Here is a 19,465-nt window from a genome sequence, read left to right as displayed (position 1 = left end):
GCGGGACCAAATCTTCGTCCGAAGATTTGCAAGCTTCAGAATTTTCGTAGGAAAATTCTGCATGTCAGTCCTTCAGGCTTTCTTCGCGCAAACCGTCCGCAAGCAGGTTGAGGCCAAGAACAAGGCTCATCAGGGCAAGCGCGGGCGGCAGGGCAGGGTGCGGATAGACCGTCAGCAGGCGACGGCCCTCGTTGATCGTCGAGCCCCAGTCAGGAGACTCCGGCGACACGCCCAGACCGAAAAACCCCAAGGTTCCCAGCAAGATCGTGGTGTAGCCGATGCGCAGGCAGAAATCGACGATCAGCGGCCCGCGCGCATTGGGCAAGATCTCCCACAGCATGATGTACCACGGGCCTTCGCCGCGCGTCTGGCCCGCCGCCACATAGTCCCGCGTCTTGATGTCGAGCACGATGCCCCGCACGATGCGGAACACCGTTGGGGAGTTCACGAAGACGACCGAGACAAAGACGATCAGGAGGTTTCCGGGAATGTCGAAGAGGTCCAGCATCTCGGGCCAGAGCCGGAAAAGCCAGGGCAGGTTCGGATCGGACGGGTTCGAGATCAGCGACAGATAGGCAACACCGCCCAATATCACGGTCGCGCCCACCAGCAGGTTGCGCCGCGGCGGGTCGGTGCGGAAGCGCGAGTTGAACAGCACCACGAAGAAGATGATGGGAAAGATGAACAGCACCATCGACAGGTAGTTCGGGATGCCCGCCGCCACGATCTCGGGCGTGACCAGCAGGTAGAACAGCAAGATCACCGGAAAGGCGAGGACGAGGTTGGCCAGAAAGGTGATGACCGTGTCCAGCCGCCCGCCGTAATAGCCCGCAGGCAGGCCCAGCGTGATGCCGACCATGAAGGCGAAGACGGTCGCCAGAGGCGCGATCTTGAGCACCTCGAAGGCGCCGTAGATCACCCGGCTGAACACGTCGCGCCCGAGGTTGTCGGCACCCAGCAGATACCAGCCATATTGCCCCTCGGTGGGGTTGGGCAAGGGGCTGCCGGGCAACTGGTTGCGCATCTGGCTGATCACGGTGATCGGACCATGGGTCGCCACCATGCCGGAAAACGCGGCGGTGAAGATCCAGAACATCACAAGGCCAAAGCCTACCATGCCGATCGGGCTGTCGAACAGCTTGCCGTAAAGACCCAAGCGGCGCTTGAAGGTGATGGAGACCGCAAACAGCGCCACCAGCGACAGCCAGACGGGCGTCAGCCTTGCGGCCATCGCGCCCAGAATGCCGCTGCGGGTCGGGTCGGCCAGCACCATGCCGCCGATGATGTAGCCCACCACCCCCAGCACGAGCACGAGGACGGCGTATTTCATCGCCATGAGTGCGAAATCGACCGGCGTGCGTTGCAGGCTCAGCGTGTGGTCCGCATTCACCACCATCTCGCCGGGGCGCTGGCCTGCGAGCACAAGGGCGAAATTCGCCACGAAACCCGCGACGAACAGTGCCACGGCAAATCCCATCAGCGGGTTCAGGAAGGTGCCCAGATCACCGGACCATGTCAGCGGTTCCATGCTTGGTCCCCCTCAGGAAATGCGGATGCGCGGGTTGAGAAAGACGTACCCGATGTCTGAAATCAGCTGCGTGACCAGCACGACAAGGACGGCCACGATCGAACAGGCCAAAAGCAGCTCGATATCGTTGTTGGAGGCCGCCTGGACCAGCGTCCAGCCAAAGCCGTTGTAGTTGAACAGCGTCTCGACGATCACCACGCCCGTCAGCAGCCACGGGAATTGCAGCATGATGACGGTGAAGGGCGCGATTAGCGCATTCCTCAGCGCGTGTTTCAGCACGATGTTGCGGAAACTCACGCCCTTGAGCCGCGCGGTGCGGATATATTGCGCGGTCATCACCTCGGCCATGGAGGCGCGGGTCATCCGCGCGATGTAGCCCATGCCGTAAAGCGCGATGGTCATCACCGGCAGGGTAAAGTTCCAGAAGGTGACATTGTCCATCGCGCTGCGGGCCGAACCGAAGAACAGTGTGCCGCCCTCAAGCCAGCCCCATTCGACCAGCAAGGGCGACAACCCGACCTGGGACGAGGCCAGAAGCACGATGAAGATCACGCCCGAGACATATTCGGGCGTCGCGGTCGTGGCGATCGACAGGGTCGACAATGTCCGGTCGGTGCGCGAGCCCTCGCGCATGCCTGCCAGCACGCCGACCAGCAGGGCCGAGGGCACCATGACGGCAAAGGCCCAAAACATCAGGATACCGGTCAGTTGCAAGCGCCCGCCAATGATGCTCGACACTTCGGCGGCCGAGACGGTGGAATAGCCCAGATCGCCCTGCAAGAGCCCGCAGTAACGCGGCGCACCTTCGGGGTTCTGCCCGCGCGTGATGCAGCGCCCGCGCCATTCGCCATTGATCGGGTCCTCGCGCAGCCAGCCCGGCACCACGCCCAGCCATTCGCCGTAGCGCACCACCAGCGGCCCGCCATAACCGTTGCGGTCGAGCCATGAGATGACCTCGGCGTCGCTCATCCGCGCGTTGCCTTGCGTCTTGGCGAGCTTCTCGAGGTTTGGCGCAAGATTCGTGAGGAAAAACACCACGAAGGTCAGGCACAGCGCCGTCAGGGCCATCACGCCGACCCGGCGGAGGATGAAAAGAGCCATCTGTTTCCCTGTCCTTGCGACCCATCATTTCGGGCCTTGGGATGGTCCGCCACGGCGGGCCAATCCGGCTGCTGGGGGGACCCGCCGGCACTGGGCGGGAGATGGGGGCGCGCGACAGGCGCACGCCCCCTGTCAGGTCAGGCCGACAGGCCGAGGTGATGGACGTTGATCTCGAACTTCGGATGCATGTCCGCGTTCACCACGCCGGGGCGGTAATGCCGGAACAACGACCGCCAGTAAGGCACGATGGTGACCGCGTCTTCTTGCATGATCTGCTGCAGGCGGGCCATTACCTCGCGGCGGGCATCGGCGTCCTGAATGCCGTTGGCCTCGTCGAGAAGCTGGTCGAATTCCGCGTTGGAAAACGCGGTTTCGTTCCACGCCACGCCCGAGCGATAGGCAAGGTTCAGGATCTGCACGCCCAGTTCGCGGTGGTTCCATTCGGTCGCAGAGAAGGGAAAGTTCAGCCAGTCGTTCCAGAAGGTGGAGCCGGGCAGAACCTCGCGCGTCACCGTCATGCCTGCATCGCGCATCTGGGCCGCGACCGCGTCGCAGGTAAAGCGCGTCAGGCCATCGTCGAGCGAGACAAGGGTAAAGTTTGCATCGCCATGCCCCGCTGCCTGAAGCCGGGCCAACGCTGCCGCTTTGTCCACCACTTGGGCCGGCAGTTCGGCATATTCGGGGTGGATCGGGCAGACATGGTGGTTTTCGCCCACCGTGCCCTGACCGTTCATGCCCAGTTCCAGCACAACCGACAGATCGACGGCTTCGAGGATGGCGCGGCGCACCTCGACATTGTCATAGGGCGCGTTGAGCTGGTTGGGCCGCACGCAGACCGTTGCGCCTGTGGTCACGTCGGACCGTTCCCAGCCGACGGCCGAGAACAGATCGACGAATTCGCCGACCGTCTGGTAGGTCATGTCGAACTCGCCAGCCTCGGCGGCAGCGAACCATGCCGCCGGGTCAGTGCCGAGGTCGATGAAGGTGATCTCGTCCAGATAGGCCTCGCCCCAATAGGTGTGATCGGGGTTGCGTTCCATGCGGGCCGAGATGCCGACCTGATAATCGACCATCCGGTAGGCTCCGGTGCCCACGCCATGATCCAGCGGATTGGTGCCGATCAGGTCGCGGTGCATGATCGCGGCCGGGTAATCGGCCATGCCGGGGACCAGCGTGATGTCGGGGGTGGGCAGGTTGATCTGCACGGTCAGGTCATCGACCACGACGATCCCGCCATCGCGCGCCTGCCCGCTGTCGGCATCGACCAGCCCGCCCATGCGGGCGGCCATCGAATTGCCCTCGACCGTGGTGTCGCACCAGGCGGTGAAATTCGCGGCCACATCCTCGGCGGTGAAGGCATCGCCGTTGTTCCACGTCACGCCGGGGCGGACGCGCAGCGTGTATTGCGTGGCGTCCTCATTGGCTTCCCAGCCTTCGAGCAGCATGCCGCTGAAGCTGCCGTCGCGGTTGTATTCGACCAGATATTCGATCAGGCCGCGCGTCACGTTGCCGTGCTCGGACCAGTCATAGGTGCGCGGGTCCTTGAGGGCCAGAACGCCCTGCTGAATGCGCAGGCGGCCGCCCATCGCGGGGGTGGCGCGCTGCGCTATTGCGGGCTTCAGCCCGATCAAGCTGTAGGCTGCAGCCGCGCTAAGCCCCAAAGCGGTGGAGCGCACGAGAAACTCGCGACGGCTGAGCTGTCCCGCCTTGTATTCGCGGGCATACATCTCGGCGGCCGGATGGGTCGCCAGATGCGGGGTGGTGGTCGATGGCATGGTGTCGTCTCTCCCTGTGACTACTTTTCGGACGCCCGCAGACGGGCGCAGGTGGCATGGTGCGGATTCTTGTGTGACCCGTTCATGACCTTGTCCCAATTGCGCAGGCTTTGGGTCCCTGCGTCAATCGCAAGTTGCGAAGTGTCATGATCCATTTCCGACATATGCCTGCAGGAAAAACGACATCCGCAGGGATCGCAACCCCCAAAGCGGCTTTTTCTGCGGCAGCGCAGCGCCTTTGACAGGTGCCCGCCGATCCGCCGTCAGGTGCGCGCGGCCCGAACGGGCGCGCGCAGGGGCGCGCGGAACTCGGTCGGGGTGCGCCCGGTTGCCTGCTGGAAGGCGCGGGTGAAATAGGCGGCCGAGGAGAACGACAGCGTTTCGGCAACCTCGCGGGCGGGCATGTCGGTGTCGCGCAGCAAGCGGCGCGCCTCATGCATCAGGCGTTCGGTCAAGAGCGCATGCGCGGGGCGGCCCGCCGCCTCGCGGCAGATACGGCTGAGATGGGTGGGGGTGACGCCCAGCGCCTCGGCATAATCGGCGACGCCGCGCCCGCTGCGAAAGCGCGCCTCCATCATCGTGCCGAAAAGCTCCGCCAGACGATGCGTGCGCTCGCGCAAGATCGACCCCTCACCCCTCGACAATTCCCGCTCCATCCAAGCCGAGATCAGCAGGCCATAGCCCGTCATCGCACGGTCCATCGCCGGGGCGCGGGCGGCCAGTTCGCGTTCGATGCGTTCCAGATGGCTGGTCAGGCTGGCCTGCGCCTCGATGTTGGAGATGCGCAGGTGAAATGGCTCGGCCGGCAGGCCCAGCGCATCGCCGGGCGGCAGGTGCAGTTCCAGACCCTGCAATTGCGACGGCAGTTCCAGCGCCATCTGCACGCCCGCCGGGACAAAGACGGCCGTGTTGGGACCGTAACCGCGCGTCAGGCAATTGACCGTGACGCGCCCCTGACCGCGCGTGATCCAGTAGAGCCGGTGTTGTGGGCGGCCGTGCAACAGCTCGATCCGCCAAGGCTCCTGCATCCGCAGCTTGCCCAGCGACAGGACGCTGAAAGGAGGACGCGAGTCGGTCATGGCCCGGAGGCTGTGGGCGGGGTCGGGAAAATGCAAGGCTTTGGTGCGCAGAGGCCGAGTATTGGCCTGAAAGGACCTGATTTGTGCAAACCGGGCCTGTCCTGCCCCCTCATGGCTGCGCGATCCGGCTCCAGCCGTTCATCCGGGCCCTGAACCACGTGCGTTGCCGCTTGGCATATTGGCGGCTGGCGATGATCGCGGCCTCTCGGGCCTGTGCCAGCGTGATCTCGCCTTGCAGATGCGCGATTAGCTCGGGCGCGCCGATGGCCTTGCGCGCACCGCCTGCGTGGTCCCAGCGGGGCAGGTTCGTGCGTGCCTCCTCCAGCGCGCCAGTATCGAGCATCTTGTCGAAGCGGCGCGTGATCCGGTCGGCCAGCCAGTCGCGGTCGGCGTCGATCAAGATCGGCAGCGCCGCATCAAGGGGCAGGGGTGGTGGCCCGGTCTCGGCCTGCCAATCCGACAAGGGGCGCCCGGTCGTGCGCAGCACTTCCCACGCGCGGCGCAGGCGGGCGGGGTTTTGTGTGTCGATCCGCGCCAGGATGACCGGGTCGCCCCGTTCCAGATCGGCGATCAGGTCGGCGGGCGCGCATGCCTCGGCTGCCGCCCGCACCGCTGGCGGCGTCGGCGGGATCTCGGCCAGACCCTCGGTCAGCGCGCGGAAATAAAGGCCCGTGCCGCCCACGATGATCGGCCGCGCGTCGCCCTGCAACAGCGGCGCGACCGCGCGCAGCCACTCGCCCACGGAATAGTCGGCGTCAAAGGGCACATGTCCATAGAGCGCATGTTGCGCGCGCGCCTCCTCCTCCGGGCTCGGCCGGGCTGTTAGCACGCGCCAGCCGTCATAGACCTGCAATGCGTCGGCATTGATGATCACACCACCGCCCGTCTCGGCGATGGCCAGCGCCAGCGCCGATTTGCCCGACGCTGTCGGCCCGGCGATCAGGACCGGTAGGGACGGGGGGATGGCGCTTGGGTCGATCATGGGGCGCATGTCGCAGGGTCAGGGGGTGGAAGGGGCGTTGAACACCGGCCGCTTTTAGACCATGGTCCGCCCCGCGCAACCGCCCTCACAGACCTGTCCCAAGGAGACCGCCATGCCGGACGAACCCGATACCTCGTTCGCGCCGCTCTATACCCGTGTCATGCTCAAGATCTCGGGTGAGGCGCTGATGGGCGATCAGGGCTACGGCCTGCACCCGCCGACCGTCGAACGCATCGCGCGCGAGGTGAAATCGGTCCATGACCTTGGGGTCGAGATCTGCATGGTGATCGGGGGCGGCAACATTTTCCGCGGGTTGCAAGGCAGCGCGCAGGGCATGGAACGCACGACCGCCGATTACATGGGGATGCTGGCCACAGTGATGAACGCGCTGGCGATGCAATCGGCGCTGGAAGGGATCGGGGTCTTCACCCGCGTCATCTCCGCCATCACCATGAACGAGGTGGCCGAGCCGTATATCCGCCGCCGCGCCGTGCGCCATCTGGAAAAAAAGCGCGTCTGCATCTTTGCCGCCGGAACCGGCAATCCGTTCTTCACCACGGATACGGCCGCGACGCTCCGCGCCAACGAGATGAATTGCGAGGCGATCTTCAAAGGCACCAAGGTCGATGGGGTCTATGACAAGGACCCCAAGAAACACGCCGATGCAAAGCGCTACGAGACCGTCACCTATGACGAGGTGCTGTCGCAGCATCTGGGGGTGATGGATGCGAGCGCCATCGCGCTGGCGCGCGAGAACGATCTGCCGATCATCGTCTTCTCGCTCGACGAGCCGGGCGGATTCCGCGGCATCCTGGCCGGCCGGGGGACATACACCCGCGTCTCCTGAGCGGCGCGCTGCCCTGTCGCGTTTCGGTTCTGGAATCTTGACGCAACGCAGGCTATCACCGCGTCAAAAGGACCGAACGAAGGGCAGTCCCCCATGGCAGAAGACGAACTTGATATCGACCTCGATGACCTGACGCGCCGGATGGAGGGTGCGCTTGGCGCGCTGCGCACTGAATTTGCCTCGTTGCGCACAGGCCGCGCCTCGGCCTCCATGCTGGAGCCTGTGATGGTGGATGCCTACGGCAGCCCCACTCCGATCAACCAGGTGGGCACGGTGAACGTGCCCGAAAGCCGCATGGTCACGATCAACGTCTGGGACAAGGCGCTGGTCGGCAAGGTGGAAAAGGCGATCCGCGAGTCGGGGCTGGGCATCAACCCGCAGCTCAACGGCACGATCATCATGCTGCCGATCCCCGAGTTGAACGAGGAACGCCGCACGCAACTGACCAAGGTCGCCGCCCAATATGCCGAACACGCCCGCGTGGCGATCCGGAACGTGCGCCGCGACGGCATGGACCAGATCAAGAAGGCCAAGTCCAAAGGCATGTCCGAGGACGACCAGAAGCTATGGGAAGGCGAGGTGCAGGAACTGACCGATGCCCATATCGCCAAGGTCGATGCCGCGCTGGAATCCAAGCAGGGCGAGATCATGCAAGTCTGACCCTGACCATCGGGGCTGTATCTCATATCCCACACATGGCGCGGTGATGTTCCACGTCCCTGTTGCCCGGCCATGACGGTAGGGCAAACCTCACAACGGCGGCAGGGCCTGCGTCCATAAGGTGGGGACGGACAGCAAGTCAGGATCAAGGACGCGTGCAAATGACTTCGGACAGGCAACGCCCGGCACATGTGGCGATCATCATGGATGGCAACGGACGATGGGCGCAACTGCGTGGGCGTCCGCGCCTGTTCGGCCACCATCAGGGCGCCAAGCGCGTCAAGGAGATCGTGCGCGCCTGCCCGGGCCTCGGTGTCGATTACCTCACGGTCTTTGCCTTCTCGACCGAGAACTGGAAGCGCACCCAGACCGAGGTCGCGGGCCTGATGCGCCTGTTCAAAAGCTACATCCGCCGCGAGGCGCGCAGCCTGCACGAGGAAAACGTGCGCGTCCGCTTCATCGGCGACCGGGTCAAGCTGGAACCGGCGCTGGTCGACCTTATGGACGGCCTGGAACTGATGACGGCCGGCAACACCGGCACAAACCTCACCATCGCGCTGAATTACGGCGGCCGGGACGAGGTGACGCGGGCGGCGCGCCGTCTGGCCCATGACGTGGCGCAGGGCAAGCTCGACCCGCGCAAGATCAGCGACGAGACCTTGCCGCGCTATCTCGACACCCATGTCCTGCCCGACCCCGATCTGGTGATCCGCACCTCGGGCGAAGCGCGGATCTCCAATTTCCTGCTCTGGCAATCGGCCTATGCGGAATATGAATTCATCGATACGCTCTGGCCTGATTTCTCGGCGGCGGTCTTTGCCGATGTGCTGTCGCGCTTCGGCATGCGGGAACGCCGGTTCGGTTCGGTCAAGGCATGAGACCCTCTTGAGCCTCGCCCGCGACAGTTTCGCCGATCTGGCCACGCGCATGGCGACAAGCTTGGCGCTTGCGGTGGTGGGGCTGACGGCGGTCTGGGCGGGGGGCTGGTGGTTCACCGGACTGGTGGTCGTCATCGTGGCCACATTGGTCTGGGAACTGGTGGGCATGCTGGGCGGCGGGCCAAGGCGCGCGCTTGTGCTGGGCGGGATGGCGGGGGCCGCTATCCTTGCCTCCAAGCTGTTGCCGCCGGGCATCGCGCTGCCGATCTTGCTGGCCGTTGCCATCGCGGGGATCGGGGTGCTTGAGCGCAACCGGACGCTTTTCCTTGTAATGACGAGTGTGATCTTGCTGGCAGGCTTTGGCCTGATCTTGCACCGCGACGGTTTTGGCCTGACATGGATGCTGTGGCTGGTTTTGCTGGTCGCGGCCACGGATACCTTGGGCTATTTCGCCGGCCGCGTGTTGGGCGGCCCGAAATTCTGGCCTGCCGTCAGCCCCAAGAAAACATGGTCCGGCACAGTTGCAGGCTGGATCGGCGCGGGGCTGATTGGTTGGGGGTTCATGTCGCTGACCGGGTCGGGGGTGGAATTGATCGGGATTTCCGTCGCGCTCAGCATGGCCAGCCAGATGGGCGACATCGCGGAATCGGCGGTCAAGCGGCGCATGGGGGTCAAGGACAGCTCGAACCTGCTGCCGGGGCATGGCGGGGTTTATGACCGCTTCGACGGCCTTCTGGGCGCGGCCTTCTTGTTGGTCATCGTCGAAAGCGTCACCGCCTTCCCGCCGTCGCCGGTCTGAGGTAGGCCATGGGCATGCGCAGCGTCAGCATCTTCGGGGCCACAGGCTCCATTGGACAGAACACCGTCGACCTGATCGCGCGGGCGCCGGGGCAGTACCGCGTGGTCGCCCTGACCGGGTCGGGCAATGTCGCGCAGCTGGCTGCCGACGCGATCCGGCTTGGTGCCGAATTGGCCGTAACCGCCGACGCGGGCCGGCTCCAGGATCTGCGCGCCGCGCTGGCCGGAACGGGCATCGAGGCCGCGGCGGGCGAGACTGCGCTGGTCGAGGCCGCCGATCGCCCCGCCGACTGGATCATGTCGGCCATCGTCGGCGCGGCCGGCCTTGCGCCGGGGTTCCGCGCGCTGCGTCACGGCACCACCTTGGCGCTGGCCAACAAGGAAAGCCTTGTCACCGCCGGCCCCCTTCTTTTGCAAGAAGCGCGCAACCACGGCGCCACCATCTTGCCGGTGGACAGCGAGCATTCCGCCGTCTTTCAGGGCCTTGTCGGCGAAGATATCGCGGCCGTCGAGCGCATCATCATCACTGCCTCGGGCGGGGGCCTGCGCGACTGGCCGATCGAGGCGCTGGCCAAGGCGACCGTGGCCGATGCGGGCGCGCATCCAAACTGGGCGATGGGGCAGCGCATCACCATCGACAGCGCCTCGATGTTCAACAAGGGCATGGAACTGATCGAGACCAAGGAGTTTTTCGGCGTCACGCCCGACAAGATCGAGGCCGTGATCCACCCGCAATCCATCGTGCACGCGCTGGTGGGCTTTGTCGACGGGGCGCTGATGGCGCATCTGGGCGCGCCCGACATGCGGCACGCCATCGGCTATGCGCTGCACTGGCCCGACCGCCGCGACCTGCCGGTGTCGCGCATCGATCTGGCGCAGATCGCTACGCTGGAATTCTACGCCCCTGACCTGACCCGCTATCCCGCGCTGCGCATCGCGCGCGAGGTGATGGAGACGGGCGGGCGATCGGGCGCCGTGTTCAACGCCGCCAAGGAGGTCGCGCTGGACGGGTTCATCGCGGGCCGCATCGGCTTCATGCAGATGTCGGAGGTGGTGGAACGGGTACTTGACGCGATATCGCCCCGGCTTTGCCTCACTTCGCCCATGTCAAGCCTTGAGGATGTCCTAGATACCGACCAGATGGCCCGACAGACGGCCACGACCCAGATCGAGCAGATGGAGATGACCTGACCCATGGACCTAATTCCCCAGTTCGGCGGAATCGCCTTCACGCTTGTTGCCTTCGTGGCGGCGCTGTCGATCATCGTGGCGATCCATGAATATGGTCATTACATCGTCGGCCGCTGGACCGGCATCCATGCCGAGGTGTTTTCGCTGGGCTTCGGCCCGGTGCTGTTCAGCCGGACGGATCGGCGCGGCACGCGCTGGCAGATCGCGGCGCTGCCGTTCGGCGGCTATGTCAAGTTTCTGGGCGATGCCGATGCGGCGAGCGGAAAGGATGGCGCGGCCATAGATGCGTTGGACGCGGGCGAACGGCGCCGCTCCATGCATGGCGCACCTTTGTGGGCGCGCGCGCTGACGGTGGCGGCGGGTCCGGTCTTCAACTTCATCTTGTCGATTCTCGTTTTTGCGGCCTTTCTCGCCTTCACCGGCCGCGCCGTCGACGAGCCGCGCGTGGGCGGGCAGGTGGCCTTGCCCGCCGATATCGCGCAGTTTCAGGCGGGCGACCTGATCTTGACCATGGAGGGTCAGCCTGTCGGGGCCTTCTCCGACCTCTTCGACATCGCCGCCGATCTGACGCCTGCGCCCACCGTCGCCTATACCGTCGAGAGGGACGGACGTACGCAAGGGATCGAGGCCGCCTTTCCCCTTGTGCCGCTGGTGCAATCGGTAGCGCCCCAGTCGGCCGCCATCGCGGCCGGTCTGCGGCAAGGCGACCTGATCCGGGCCGTCAACGGCGAGGCGATCTACGCCTTCCGCGAGCTGCGCGAGGCCGTGGATGCCGCTGATGGCGCGCCCCTGACGCTGTCACTGTGGCGGGCGGGCGAGGAGCTTGACGTGACCCTGACCCCGCGCCGCACCGACCTGCCTCTGGCCGATGGCGGGTTCGAGACGCGCTGGCTGATAGGTGTGACCGGCGGCCTCAGCTTCGAGCCGGTGCGCGAAGGCGTGGGGCCATGGACGGCGCTGGAATACGGTGCCTCGCAGACGCTCTTCGTGGTGCAATCCTCGTTGTCTGGCCTGTGGCACATGATCACCGGGGCGATTTCCTCGTGCAATCTGCAAGGGCCCATCGGCATCGCCGAAACCTCGGGGGCGGCCGCCAGTCAGGGCATCGACAATTTCATCTGGTTCGTGGCCGTTCTGTCCACCGCGGTGGGCCTCTTGAACCTGTTCCCGATCCCGGTGCTGGATGGCGGGCATCTGGTGTTTCACGCCTATGAGGCCGTGTCGGGCAAACCGCCCTCCGACAAGGTGTTGCGCGTGTTCATGACCATCGGCCTGACGCTCTTGCTGTCGCTGATGCTCTTTGCGTTGACCAACGATATCTTCTGCCCCTGACCAGCGGTTCGGGGCGAAATTCCCAAGGTTTCCCCAGACCTGTCGAAGTCTCGCCACATTCCCGGTGCATCCCGTAGCCTGTGGCCCGTTGCGGGCCTGTACTGGTATGGGATGCGTGACATGAAGACCTTGATCGACGGGACCCGCGGCGTCTCCTTGTTCTTGCAGTTGAACATGGATCGCTTTCTCGTGCCTCTGCTGATCGTCGCGGCGCTTTTTCTGGGCGGCATGATCTTCAGCTACACTGCCGAATACTGATCCCGGTCCTGCGAACCGGCCCCCGCTCTGACCCTGGCCCGTGATGGGAAAGGGGGCCAAGCGCGCCTGCGCAGATCATGGCGAAAATGTGGCAGTGCGGCCCGGATGCGACACTTGCCGACCAGTTCGTTTTGACAACCCCCGGACCCTCCGCTAGGCAGGGACCACCTGCAAAAGAATACTGGGGTTGAATCGATGTCTCTGCGTTTGCGCGCCCGTCTTTGCCTTTCGACGCGCCACGCCGGTGCGGAGCCATCTTCGCGGCCACGGATCGCCCCGCTTGTCGTGGCAGGTTTTCTTGGTCTGGCGCTGCCGCTGACAGCCCCTGCCGAGGCTCAGACCTTCCGCTTCACGACCTTTGATGTGCAGGGCAACGCCCGCATTTCCGACAGCGCCATCCTGACCTATGCGGGAATCACGCCGGGCGCGGTTGTCTCTGGCGCACAGGTGAACGACGCGCTGCAACGCCTGCAGAACACCGGCCTGTTCGAACAGGTCGACATTGTTCCGCGTGGTGGCACGCTGGTGATCGAGGTTCGGGAATACCCCACGATCAACCGCATCACCATCGAAGGCAACCGCCGCCTCGAGGATGACGCGCTGTTGTCCAACATCCAGTCGGTGCCGCGGCGCACCTATTCGCCCTCGGTCGCCGAGCAAGACGCGAACGCCATCGCCGAAGCCTATCGCCAGCAGGGTCGCCTGACCGCAACCGTGACGCCGCGCATCATTCGCCGGTCGGACAACCGCGTGGATCTGGTGTTCGAAGTGGCAGAAGGCGGCGTGGTCGAGACCGAGCGTCTGTCCTTCGTCGGCAACCGCGCCTTTTCCGACCGCCGCCTGCGCCGGGTGCTGGAAAGCACGCAGGCGGGGCTCTTGCGCCAGATCATCCGCCGCGACACCTTTGTCGCCGAACGCATCGCGCTCGACAGGCAACTGCTGACCGATTTCTACCAGGATCGCGGCTATGTCGATTTCCGCATCCTCAGCGTCACGCCCGAACTGTCGCGCGACCGCGGCGCCTATTTCGTGACCTTCAACATTCAGGAAGGCCAGTCCTTCAACATCGGCCGCATCACCACCGTCTCGGAGATTCCGGGTCTTGATGCCGCCGCCTATCAAGCCGTGATCCGCCTGCGTCCGGGCGAGACCTACAGCCCGCGCGTCATCGACAACACCATCACCCGCCTCGAGTCGCTGGCCACCCAGCAGGGCCAACGCTTCGTCCGGGTCGAGCCGCGCATCACCCGCAACGACGCCGCGCGCACGCTGGACGTGGAATTCGTCATTTCGCGCGGCGAGCGTGTGTTTGTCGAGCGCATCGACATCGAGGGCAACCAGACCACACTCGACCGCGTGATCCGGCAGAACTTCACCCAGGTCGAAGGCGACCCGTTCGATCCGCGCGCGATACGGCAAGCCGCCGAACGCATCCGGGCGACAGGCTTTTTCAGCGATGTCCAGGTTCAGGGCCGTCCCGGAACCGCCTCGGATCAGGTCATCGTCGATGTCGACGTCGAGGAACAGCCCACAGGGTCGCTGGGCTTCTCGGCCAGCTTCTCGACCGATAGCGGAGCGGGGCTTGCGGTCACCTTTTCCGAGAGCAATTTTCTCGGTCGCGGTCAGTCGCTGCGGTTCGGGTTCAACACGACCGACGGCAGCCAGTCGTTCAACTTCGGCTTCACGGAACCGGCCTTCCTTGCGCGCGACCTGTCGCTTTCGCTCAGCGCCTTCTACAATCAGACCACGGCACAGAACCGCGATTTCGACACGCTCGACATCGGCCTGCGCGCAGGCCTTGGCTTTCCGGTCAGCGAATTCGGTCGCCTGAACGTCTATTACGGGATCGAGCAGAACGAGATTTCTGGGCTTGATCCGCTTGAAAGCTCTCAGATCCTTCGGGACGAAGAGGGCTCAAGGCTCAGTTCCTACGCCGGCATTCAATATGCCTATGACACCCGCAACACCGGCCTCGATCCGACGCAGGGCGTGCGGCTGCAGTTCGGCACCGAATTCGGTGGACTGGGCGGCGACGCTGAATATGTCGAGGCGACCTTTCTCGGCATCGCCGAACGACAGGTGTTGCGCGAAGAGGTCACGCTGCGCGCCAGTTTCGAGGCGGGCGCGCTGGAGATGCTCAGCGGCAACAGCAGGCAGTCCGATCGCTTTTTCCTGTCCAGCCGCCAGATGCGCGGGTTTGACGCGAACGGCCTTGGCCCGCGGGACATAAGTGTGGACAATCGCGATGCACTGGGGGGCAATTATTTCGCCGTCGCGCGGTTCGAGGCTGCGTTTCCGCTGGGTCTGCCGGATGAATACGGGATCACAGGTGGCCTGTTCTACGACATCGGCACAGTTTGGGGTCTCGACAACGTCAATGGAGGACCTGCTGGCGGCGACCCGGTGGACGATGACCTTTACTGGCGCCAGACAATCGGCTTCTCGGTCTTCTGGGACACCGCCATCGGCCCATTGCGCCTGAACTTCTCGCATCCGCTGCAATTCGAAAGCTATGACCGGACGCGGAACTTCGATCTGACGGTCGAGGCGCGGTTCTGAGGGCTGCGGCATGGTCCGCATCCTCGGCTCTCTTGTCGTGATCGTCGCGCTGGCGGCGGGCCCGGCGGCCCACGCCCAGACAGATGCGGCCGCGACGCCGATCGTCGTGCTGAACCAGGAACGCCTGCTGTCGCAATCTCTCTATGGTCAGCGCATCCAGCGCGAGGTCGAGGCTGCGGGTGCCGCGCTTTCGGCCGAAAACCGCGAGATCGAGGCGCGCCTGACCGAAGAGGAACTGGCGCTGACCCAGCGTCGGGCCACGATGACGCCGGAGGCCTTCCGCCCCATCGCCGAGGAATTCGACACCCGCGTCAGTGGCATCCGCAGCGCGCAGGAGGCCAAGAGCCGCGCGCTCCAGCAACAGGCAGAGGCCGCGCAACAGGCCTTTTTCGAGATCGCCTTTCCGATCCTGATCGAGGTTCTGCGCGGTCGGGGTGCCAGCATCTTGATGGACAACCGCGCCGTGCTTTTGTCCGCCGATGGCATCGACATCACCGAAGAGGCTATCGCGCTTATCAACGCCCGGATCGGCGAGGGAGGATCGGTACCGTTGATCGACCTCGATGGCACCGCACGTCCGCCCGCCCCCGCGCCTGACCCGTCCCCCGAGGCCGCGCCCTGACCCACCGCTTGCCGCGCCCGGGCCGAGTTGCTAGGACGCCCATGCAGCGCGGGCCCAAGGTCCGATGCAAAACGACGCTTGAGGAGCCATCCGCATGACGGCCGAGACGCCCAGCACCGCCGATATCGACCTGATCCAGCGGATCATCCCGCACCGCTACCCGTTCCTGCTGGTCGACCGTGTGCGCGACATCGTGCCGTTTCAGTCCGCGACAGGTCTCAAGAACGTCACCTTCAACGAGCCGCATTTTCAGGGCCATTTCCCCGGCGCCCCGATCATGCCCGGCGTCACCATCGTCGAGGCCATGGCCCAGACGGCGGCCGTGATGGTGGGGGTGTCCGCCGATCTGGCCGACAAGAACCTGCTGGTCTATTTCATGGGCATCGACGGCGTGAAATTCCGCCGCAAGGTCGTGCCGGGCGATGTGCTGGAACTGCAGATCACCACGCTGCGCGGCAAGCCCGGCGGCAAGGTCTGGAAATTCGCTGGCCGCGCCACGGTCGAGGGGGATCTGGCCTGCGAGGCCGAGTTCACCGCGATGATGGATCTGGGCGCGATGGGCGGGGCCGCGTGATGGCGATCGACGAAAGCGCCACCATCCACCCCTCGGCGGTCGTCGAGGAGGGGGCCACCATCGGCCCCGGCTGCACCATCGGCCCGTTTTGCGTGATTGGCCCGGAGGTGACATTGGGCGCGCGCGTGACGCTCAAATCCCATGTCGTCGTCACCGGCTGGACCGAACTGGGCGAGGACAGCACGGTCTTTCCCTTCGCCAATATCGGCGACGTGCCGCAAGACCTGAAATATTCCGGCGAACGCACAAGGCTGATCGTGGGCAAGCGCGCCCGCATCCGCGAGGGTGTGACGATGAACACCGGCACCGAGGGCGGGGGCGGCATCACCCGCGTAGGGGACGATGGCCTGTTCATGGCGGGCGCCCATGTCGCCCATGATGCACAGGTCGGTGACCGGGTCATCATGGTCAACAACTCCGCTTTGGCCGGCCATTGCGTGCTGGGCGATGATGTCATCATCGGCGGGCTTTCGGGCGTTCATCAATGGGTGCGGATCGGCAAGGGCGCGATCATCGGCGCCGTTACCATGGTCACCCATGACGTGATCCCCTACGGCCTTGTGCAGGGGCCGAGGGGCGGCCTTGACGGTCTGAACCTTGTCGGGCTCAAGCGTCGCGGCGTTGCGCGCGAGGATATCATGGCGCTGCGTGCGGCCTTTCAGGCGCTGGCGCAGGGCGAGGGCGCCTTTCAGGACCGCGCGCGCCGGTTGCAAGACGATGCCGCGGGCCAAAGCGTCTATGTGCAGGACATCGTGGCCTTCGTGCTGGGCGACAGTGACCGGTCTTTCCTGACGCCGGGTTGAGCCGCGCCATGGGCCGTCTGGCGATCATCGCGGGAACGGGCGCGCTTCCGGCGCTTCTGGCGGCGCGGCACCCGGCCGCGATCGTCCGGCTGGCCGGGGTGGAGGCGACGGTATCGGCCGCGCAGGTGATCGAGGCGCGGCTGGAACGCTTTGGCGCGCTGTTCGACGATCTGCGCGAGGCCGGTGTGACCGATCTTTGCCTTGCAGGCGCGATGCGGCGCGCGGGTTTCGACCGCGCCTCCCTCGACGCCCGGACCGCCGCGCTGTTGCCGCGCGTGATGGCGGCGCAGGGGCAGGGCGACGACGCGCTGTTGCGCGAGATCGTAGCGATCTTCGAGGAAGAGGGCTTTGTGATGCGTGGCGCGCATGAGTTGCGCCCCGATCTGGTCGCGCCCGAGGGCGTTCTGGCGGGCAAGCCGCCCGAGACGGGCGACGCCGCCCGTGCGCGCGCCATCCTGACCGCGCTTGGCCCGCTGGACGTCGGGCAGGCGGCGGTCGCGGCGCAGGGCCAGCTGCTGGGGATCGAGACCTTGCAAGGCACTGACGCCATGCTGCGTTTTGTGGCCCAAACGGCTCCGGGATCGGGCGGCGTGCTGGTGAAACGGGCCAAGGCCGGGCAGGACCTGCGCGTCGACATGCCCGCCATCGGCCCCGACACGGTGGCGCTGGCCGCCGCCGCGGGCCTTTCGGGGATCGAGCTTGAGGCGGGCCACGTCCTCCTCCTCGATCCAGATGCCGTGCGCGCGGCCTGCGCGGCGCATGCGGTTGCGCTCTGGGCCGTGCCATGACGTTGCGTCTCTTTCTTGTGGCGGGCGAGCCTTCGGGCGACCGGTTGGGCGCGGCGCTGATGGCGGGGCTCAAGACGCTGGTCGCCGATGAGATCGAGTTTCACGGCATTGGCGGCCCGCTGATGCAGGCCGAGGGGCTGGTGCCCCTGTTTCCGATGGAGGAGCTGTCGGTCATCGGCCTGACCGAGATCATCGCCAATTACCGCCGTCTGGCCCGCCGCGTGACCGACACCGCCGACGCCGTTCTGCGCGAAAACCCCGACGCGCTGATCACCATCGACATCCCCGAGTTTTCCCTGCGCGTCGCGGCAAAGGTCAAGGCGCGCGCGCCGCATCTGCCGACCATCCATTACGTCGCGCCTACGGTCTGGGCGTGGCGGCCGGGGCGCGCGCGCAAGATGGCGCGCAGCGTCGATCATGTTCTGGCCCTTCTGCCCTTCGAGCCGCCCTACATGCAGGCCGAGGGCATGGGTTGCGACTTCGTGGGTCACCCGGTCGTGACCGAACCACAGGCGACCGCGGCCGAGATTGCGGCGTTCCGGGCCAATTACGGCCTGCCCGAGGGCGAAACCGCGATCCTGGTGTTGCCCGGATCGCGCCGGTCCGAGATCGAGCGGCTGGCACCGATCTTTGGCGAGGCTCTGCGCCCTGTTCTGGCGCGCCACCCCGCCGCCCATGTCATCTTGCCCGCCGCCCCCGCCGTCGCGGGCATGGTCGCGGACCGGATCAAGGGCTGGCCCGGGCGGCCCCGTGTCCTTGACCCGAGGGGCGTGCCCGCCGCCGACTTCGCCGCGCTGAAACGCGCGGCTTTCGCAGCGGCCGATGTGGCGCTGGCGGCCTCGGGCACCGTCAGCCTCGAACTTGCGGCCAGCCAGACGCCCATGGTCATCGCCTATGACATGAGCTGGCTCAGCCGCAAACTCGTGCTGTCGATGCTCAGGGTCGATACCGTGACGCTGGTCAACATGGTGGCCGAGAGCCGGACCGTGCCCGAATTCATCGGTGACAGATGCTGCCCCGGACCGATCGGGGCCGCATTGACCGCGCTGCTGGACAACGAGGCCGCGCGGATCGACCAGCTCGACGCCATGGCACTGACCATGATGCGGCTGGGCAAGGGCGGCGAGGCGCCGGGGCTGAGGGCCGCGCGCTCAGTCCTGTCGGTGATCTGAGGGGCGGCTCAGTCCGTGAAATCGGCTTTTGTGGCACCGCTCAGCCGCAACAGCACCTCGGGCGAGATGGCAAAGACATGGCGCGGCGTGCCTGCCGCCGCCCAGACCAAGTCGAACTCCAAAAGGCGTGGATCGAACCACGCCCGCACCCGTGTCAGATGCCCCACCGGCGCGACGCCCCCGATGGCAAAACCCGTCTGCGCCCGGATCAGCCCGGCATCGGCCTTGCCCAGCGGTTCGCCCGCCAGCGCGCTGGCCTTGGCGGCATCGACCTTGTTGCCGCCTGCCGTGACGAACAGCACCGCGTCGCCTGTGCGGTCTGCGCCAAAGATGATGGATTTGGCGATCTGGTCCAGCGCGCAGCCCACCGCGCGCGCGGCCTCCTCCGCCGTGCGGGTGCCCTCTGCCATTTCCAGCACCCGCGTTGCGACGCCCGCTTCTTCCAGCGCGCCTTTGACCCTGTTTAGACTTTTCGACATGCCGATCCCCCTGTCCACGCCGGTGATGCCAAGGACGCC

The 19,465-nt window shown here is 65.7% G+C and carries 19 protein-coding genes; 13 read left to right on the top strand and 6 right to left on the bottom strand.

The window, feature by feature from the left end; translation table 11 throughout:
• Positions 1-64: 64 nt before the first annotated feature.
• From C7455_RS03665 to miaA, 5 genes are all read right to left on the bottom strand, one after another.
• On the bottom strand, positions 65-1,528 hold the full coding sequence (locus C7455_RS03665; RefSeq protein WP_109665514.1) for an ABC transporter permease: 1,464 nt from the start codon (positions 1,526-1,528) through the stop codon (positions 65-67).
• A gap of 12 nt (positions 1,529-1,540) precedes the next feature.
• Positions 1,541-2,629: an ABC transporter permease gene (locus C7455_RS03660; protein WP_109665511.1), complete on the bottom strand. Its 1,089-nt coding sequence runs from the start codon at positions 2,627-2,629 to the stop codon at positions 1,541-1,543.
• 137 nt (positions 2,630-2,766) lie between these two features.
• The gene (locus tag C7455_RS03655) at positions 2,767-4,404 is read right to left on the bottom strand and encodes an ABC transporter substrate-binding protein (RefSeq protein WP_245904199.1); all 1,638 of its coding nucleotides are present in this window, start codon (positions 4,402-4,404) and stop codon (positions 2,767-2,769) included.
• Between the two features lie 263 nt (positions 4,405-4,667).
• The gene (locus C7455_RS03650) at positions 4,668-5,483 is read right to left on the bottom strand and encodes an AraC family transcriptional regulator (RefSeq protein WP_109665508.1); all 816 of its coding nucleotides are present in this window, start codon (positions 5,481-5,483) and stop codon (positions 4,668-4,670) included.
• Positions 5,484-5,592: 109 nt separating this feature from the next.
• Complete coding sequence (gene miaA, locus C7455_RS03645; protein WP_109666147.1) at positions 5,593-6,465, bottom strand: tRNA (adenosine(37)-N6)-dimethylallyltransferase MiaA; 873 nt, start codon at positions 6,463-6,465, stop codon at positions 5,593-5,595.
• A 112-nt stretch (positions 6,466-6,577) separates the two neighbouring features.
• Between miaA and pyrH the strand changes: the two genes are divergently transcribed.
• From pyrH to lpxB, 13 genes are all read left to right on the top strand, one after another.
• Entirely contained in the window at positions 6,578-7,312 is a 735-nt protein-coding gene (gene pyrH / locus C7455_RS03640) for a UMP kinase (protein WP_109666145.1), read from the top strand.
• A gap of 93 nt (positions 7,313-7,405) precedes the next feature.
• A complete protein-coding gene (gene frr / locus C7455_RS03635) occupies positions 7,406-7,972 on the top strand; it encodes a ribosome recycling factor (RefSeq protein WP_109665505.1) in 567 nt (188 codons plus the stop codon).
• A gap of 161 nt (positions 7,973-8,133) precedes the next feature.
• Positions 8,134-8,850, top strand: coding sequence for a polyprenyl diphosphate synthase (gene uppS / locus C7455_RS03630; RefSeq protein ID WP_109665502.1), 717 nt, complete (start codon positions 8,134-8,136; stop codon positions 8,848-8,850).
• Positions 8,851-8,857: 7 nt separating this feature from the next.
• Positions 8,858-9,649 (top strand): phosphatidate cytidylyltransferase, encoded by a 792-nt coding sequence (locus C7455_RS03625; RefSeq protein ID WP_109665499.1) that lies wholly within the window; start codon positions 8,858-8,860, stop codon positions 9,647-9,649.
• A gap of 14 nt (positions 9,650-9,663) precedes the next feature.
• On the top strand, positions 9,664-10,839 hold the full coding sequence (gene dxr, locus C7455_RS03620) for a 1-deoxy-D-xylulose-5-phosphate reductoisomerase (RefSeq protein ID WP_109666143.1): 1,176 nt from the start codon (positions 9,664-9,666) through the stop codon (positions 10,837-10,839).
• A 3-nt stretch (positions 10,840-10,842) separates the two neighbouring features.
• On the top strand, positions 10,843-12,171 hold the full coding sequence (gene rseP / locus C7455_RS03615) for an RIP metalloprotease RseP (protein WP_109665496.1): 1,329 nt from the start codon (positions 10,843-10,845) through the stop codon (positions 12,169-12,171).
• A gap of 120 nt (positions 12,172-12,291) precedes the next feature.
• Positions 12,292-12,429: a hypothetical protein gene (locus C7455_RS20045; protein WP_170118985.1), complete on the top strand. Its 138-nt coding sequence runs from the start codon at positions 12,292-12,294 to the stop codon at positions 12,427-12,429.
• Between the two features lie 285 nt (positions 12,430-12,714).
• Positions 12,715-14,988, top strand: a complete 2,274-nt coding sequence (gene bamA / locus C7455_RS03610; RefSeq protein ID WP_245904198.1) for an outer membrane protein assembly factor BamA — start codon at positions 12,715-12,717, stop codon at positions 14,986-14,988.
• Positions 14,989-14,998: 10 nt separating this feature from the next.
• Positions 14,999-15,610: an OmpH/Skp family outer membrane protein gene (locus C7455_RS03605; protein ID WP_109665491.1), complete on the top strand. Its 612-nt coding sequence runs from the start codon at positions 14,999-15,001 to the stop codon at positions 15,608-15,610.
• 94 nt (positions 15,611-15,704) lie between these two features.
• Entirely contained in the window at positions 15,705-16,184 is a 480-nt protein-coding gene (gene fabZ, locus C7455_RS03600; RefSeq protein ID WP_109665487.1) for a 3-hydroxyacyl-ACP dehydratase FabZ, read from the top strand.
• On the top strand, positions 16,184-16,987 hold the full coding sequence (gene lpxA / locus C7455_RS03595) for an acyl-ACP--UDP-N-acetylglucosamine O-acyltransferase (RefSeq protein WP_109665484.1): 804 nt from the start codon (positions 16,184-16,186) through the stop codon (positions 16,985-16,987). Before fabZ ends, lpxA begins: the two co-directional genes overlap by 1 nt.
• Positions 16,984-17,775 (top strand): LpxI family protein, encoded by a 792-nt coding sequence (locus C7455_RS03590; protein ID WP_245904197.1) that lies wholly within the window; start codon positions 16,984-16,986, stop codon positions 17,773-17,775. Before lpxA ends, C7455_RS03590 begins: the two co-directional genes overlap by 4 nt.
• A gap of 2 nt (positions 17,776-17,777) precedes the next feature.
• Positions 17,778-18,947 (top strand): lipid-A-disaccharide synthase, encoded by a 1,170-nt coding sequence (gene lpxB / locus C7455_RS03585; RefSeq protein WP_109666140.1) that lies wholly within the window; start codon positions 17,778-17,780, stop codon positions 18,945-18,947.
• A gap of 8 nt (positions 18,948-18,955) precedes the next feature.
• Here lpxB and C7455_RS03580 read toward each other — a convergent pair whose 3' ends face one another.
• Positions 18,956-19,426 (bottom strand): YbaK/EbsC family protein, encoded by a 471-nt coding sequence (locus C7455_RS03580; protein ID WP_109666138.1) that lies wholly within the window; start codon positions 19,424-19,426, stop codon positions 18,956-18,958.
• Positions 19,427-19,465 lie beyond the last annotated feature (39 nt).

Source organism: Roseicyclus mahoneyensis (assembly GCF_003148775.1).
Lineage (GTDB): Bacteria > Pseudomonadota > Alphaproteobacteria > Rhodobacterales > Rhodobacteraceae > Roseicyclus > Roseicyclus mahoneyensis.
Note: the sequence above shows the minus strand (reverse complement) of the source record. Positions and strands in the feature narration are given on the sequence as shown.

Excerpts from the sequence above, each read along its gene's own strand:
- C7455_RS03665 (WP_109665514.1), bottom strand. The coding sequence starts at position 1,528 with ATGGAACCGCTGACATGGTCCGGTGATCTGGGCACCTTCCTGAACCCG.
- C7455_RS03660 (WP_109665511.1), bottom strand. The coding sequence starts at position 2,629 with ATGGCTCTTTTCATCCTCCGCCGGGTCGGCGTGATGGCCCTGACGGCG.
- C7455_RS03655 (WP_245904199.1), bottom strand. The coding sequence starts at position 4,404 with ATGCCATCGACCACCACCCCGCATCTGGCGACCCATCCGGCCGCCGAG.
- C7455_RS03650 (WP_109665508.1), bottom strand. The coding sequence starts at position 5,483 with ATGACCGACTCGCGTCCTCCTTTCAGCGTCCTGTCGCTGGGCAAGCTG.
- miaA (WP_109666147.1), bottom strand. The coding sequence starts at position 6,465 with ATGATCGACCCAAGCGCCATCCCCCCGTCCCTACCGGTCCTGATCGCC.
- pyrH (WP_109666145.1), top strand. The coding sequence starts at position 6,578 with ATGCCGGACGAACCCGATACCTCGTTCGCGCCGCTCTATACCCGTGTC.
- frr (WP_109665505.1), top strand. The coding sequence starts at position 7,406 with ATGGCAGAAGACGAACTTGATATCGACCTCGATGACCTGACGCGCCGG.
- uppS (WP_109665502.1), top strand. The coding sequence starts at position 8,134 with ATGACTTCGGACAGGCAACGCCCGGCACATGTGGCGATCATCATGGAT.
- dxr (WP_109666143.1), top strand. The coding sequence starts at position 9,664 with ATGCGCAGCGTCAGCATCTTCGGGGCCACAGGCTCCATTGGACAGAAC.
- rseP (WP_109665496.1), top strand. The coding sequence starts at position 10,843 with ATGGACCTAATTCCCCAGTTCGGCGGAATCGCCTTCACGCTTGTTGCC.
- C7455_RS20045 (WP_170118985.1), top strand. The coding sequence starts at position 12,292 with ATGAAGACCTTGATCGACGGGACCCGCGGCGTCTCCTTGTTCTTGCAG.
- C7455_RS03605 (WP_109665491.1), top strand. The coding sequence starts at position 14,999 with ATGGTCCGCATCCTCGGCTCTCTTGTCGTGATCGTCGCGCTGGCGGCG.
- fabZ (WP_109665487.1), top strand. The coding sequence starts at position 15,705 with ATGACGGCCGAGACGCCCAGCACCGCCGATATCGACCTGATCCAGCGG.
- lpxA (WP_109665484.1), top strand. The coding sequence starts at position 16,184 with ATGGCGATCGACGAAAGCGCCACCATCCACCCCTCGGCGGTCGTCGAG.
- C7455_RS03580 (WP_109666138.1), bottom strand. The coding sequence starts at position 19,426 with ATGTCGAAAAGTCTAAACAGGGTCAAAGGCGCGCTGGAAGAAGCGGGC.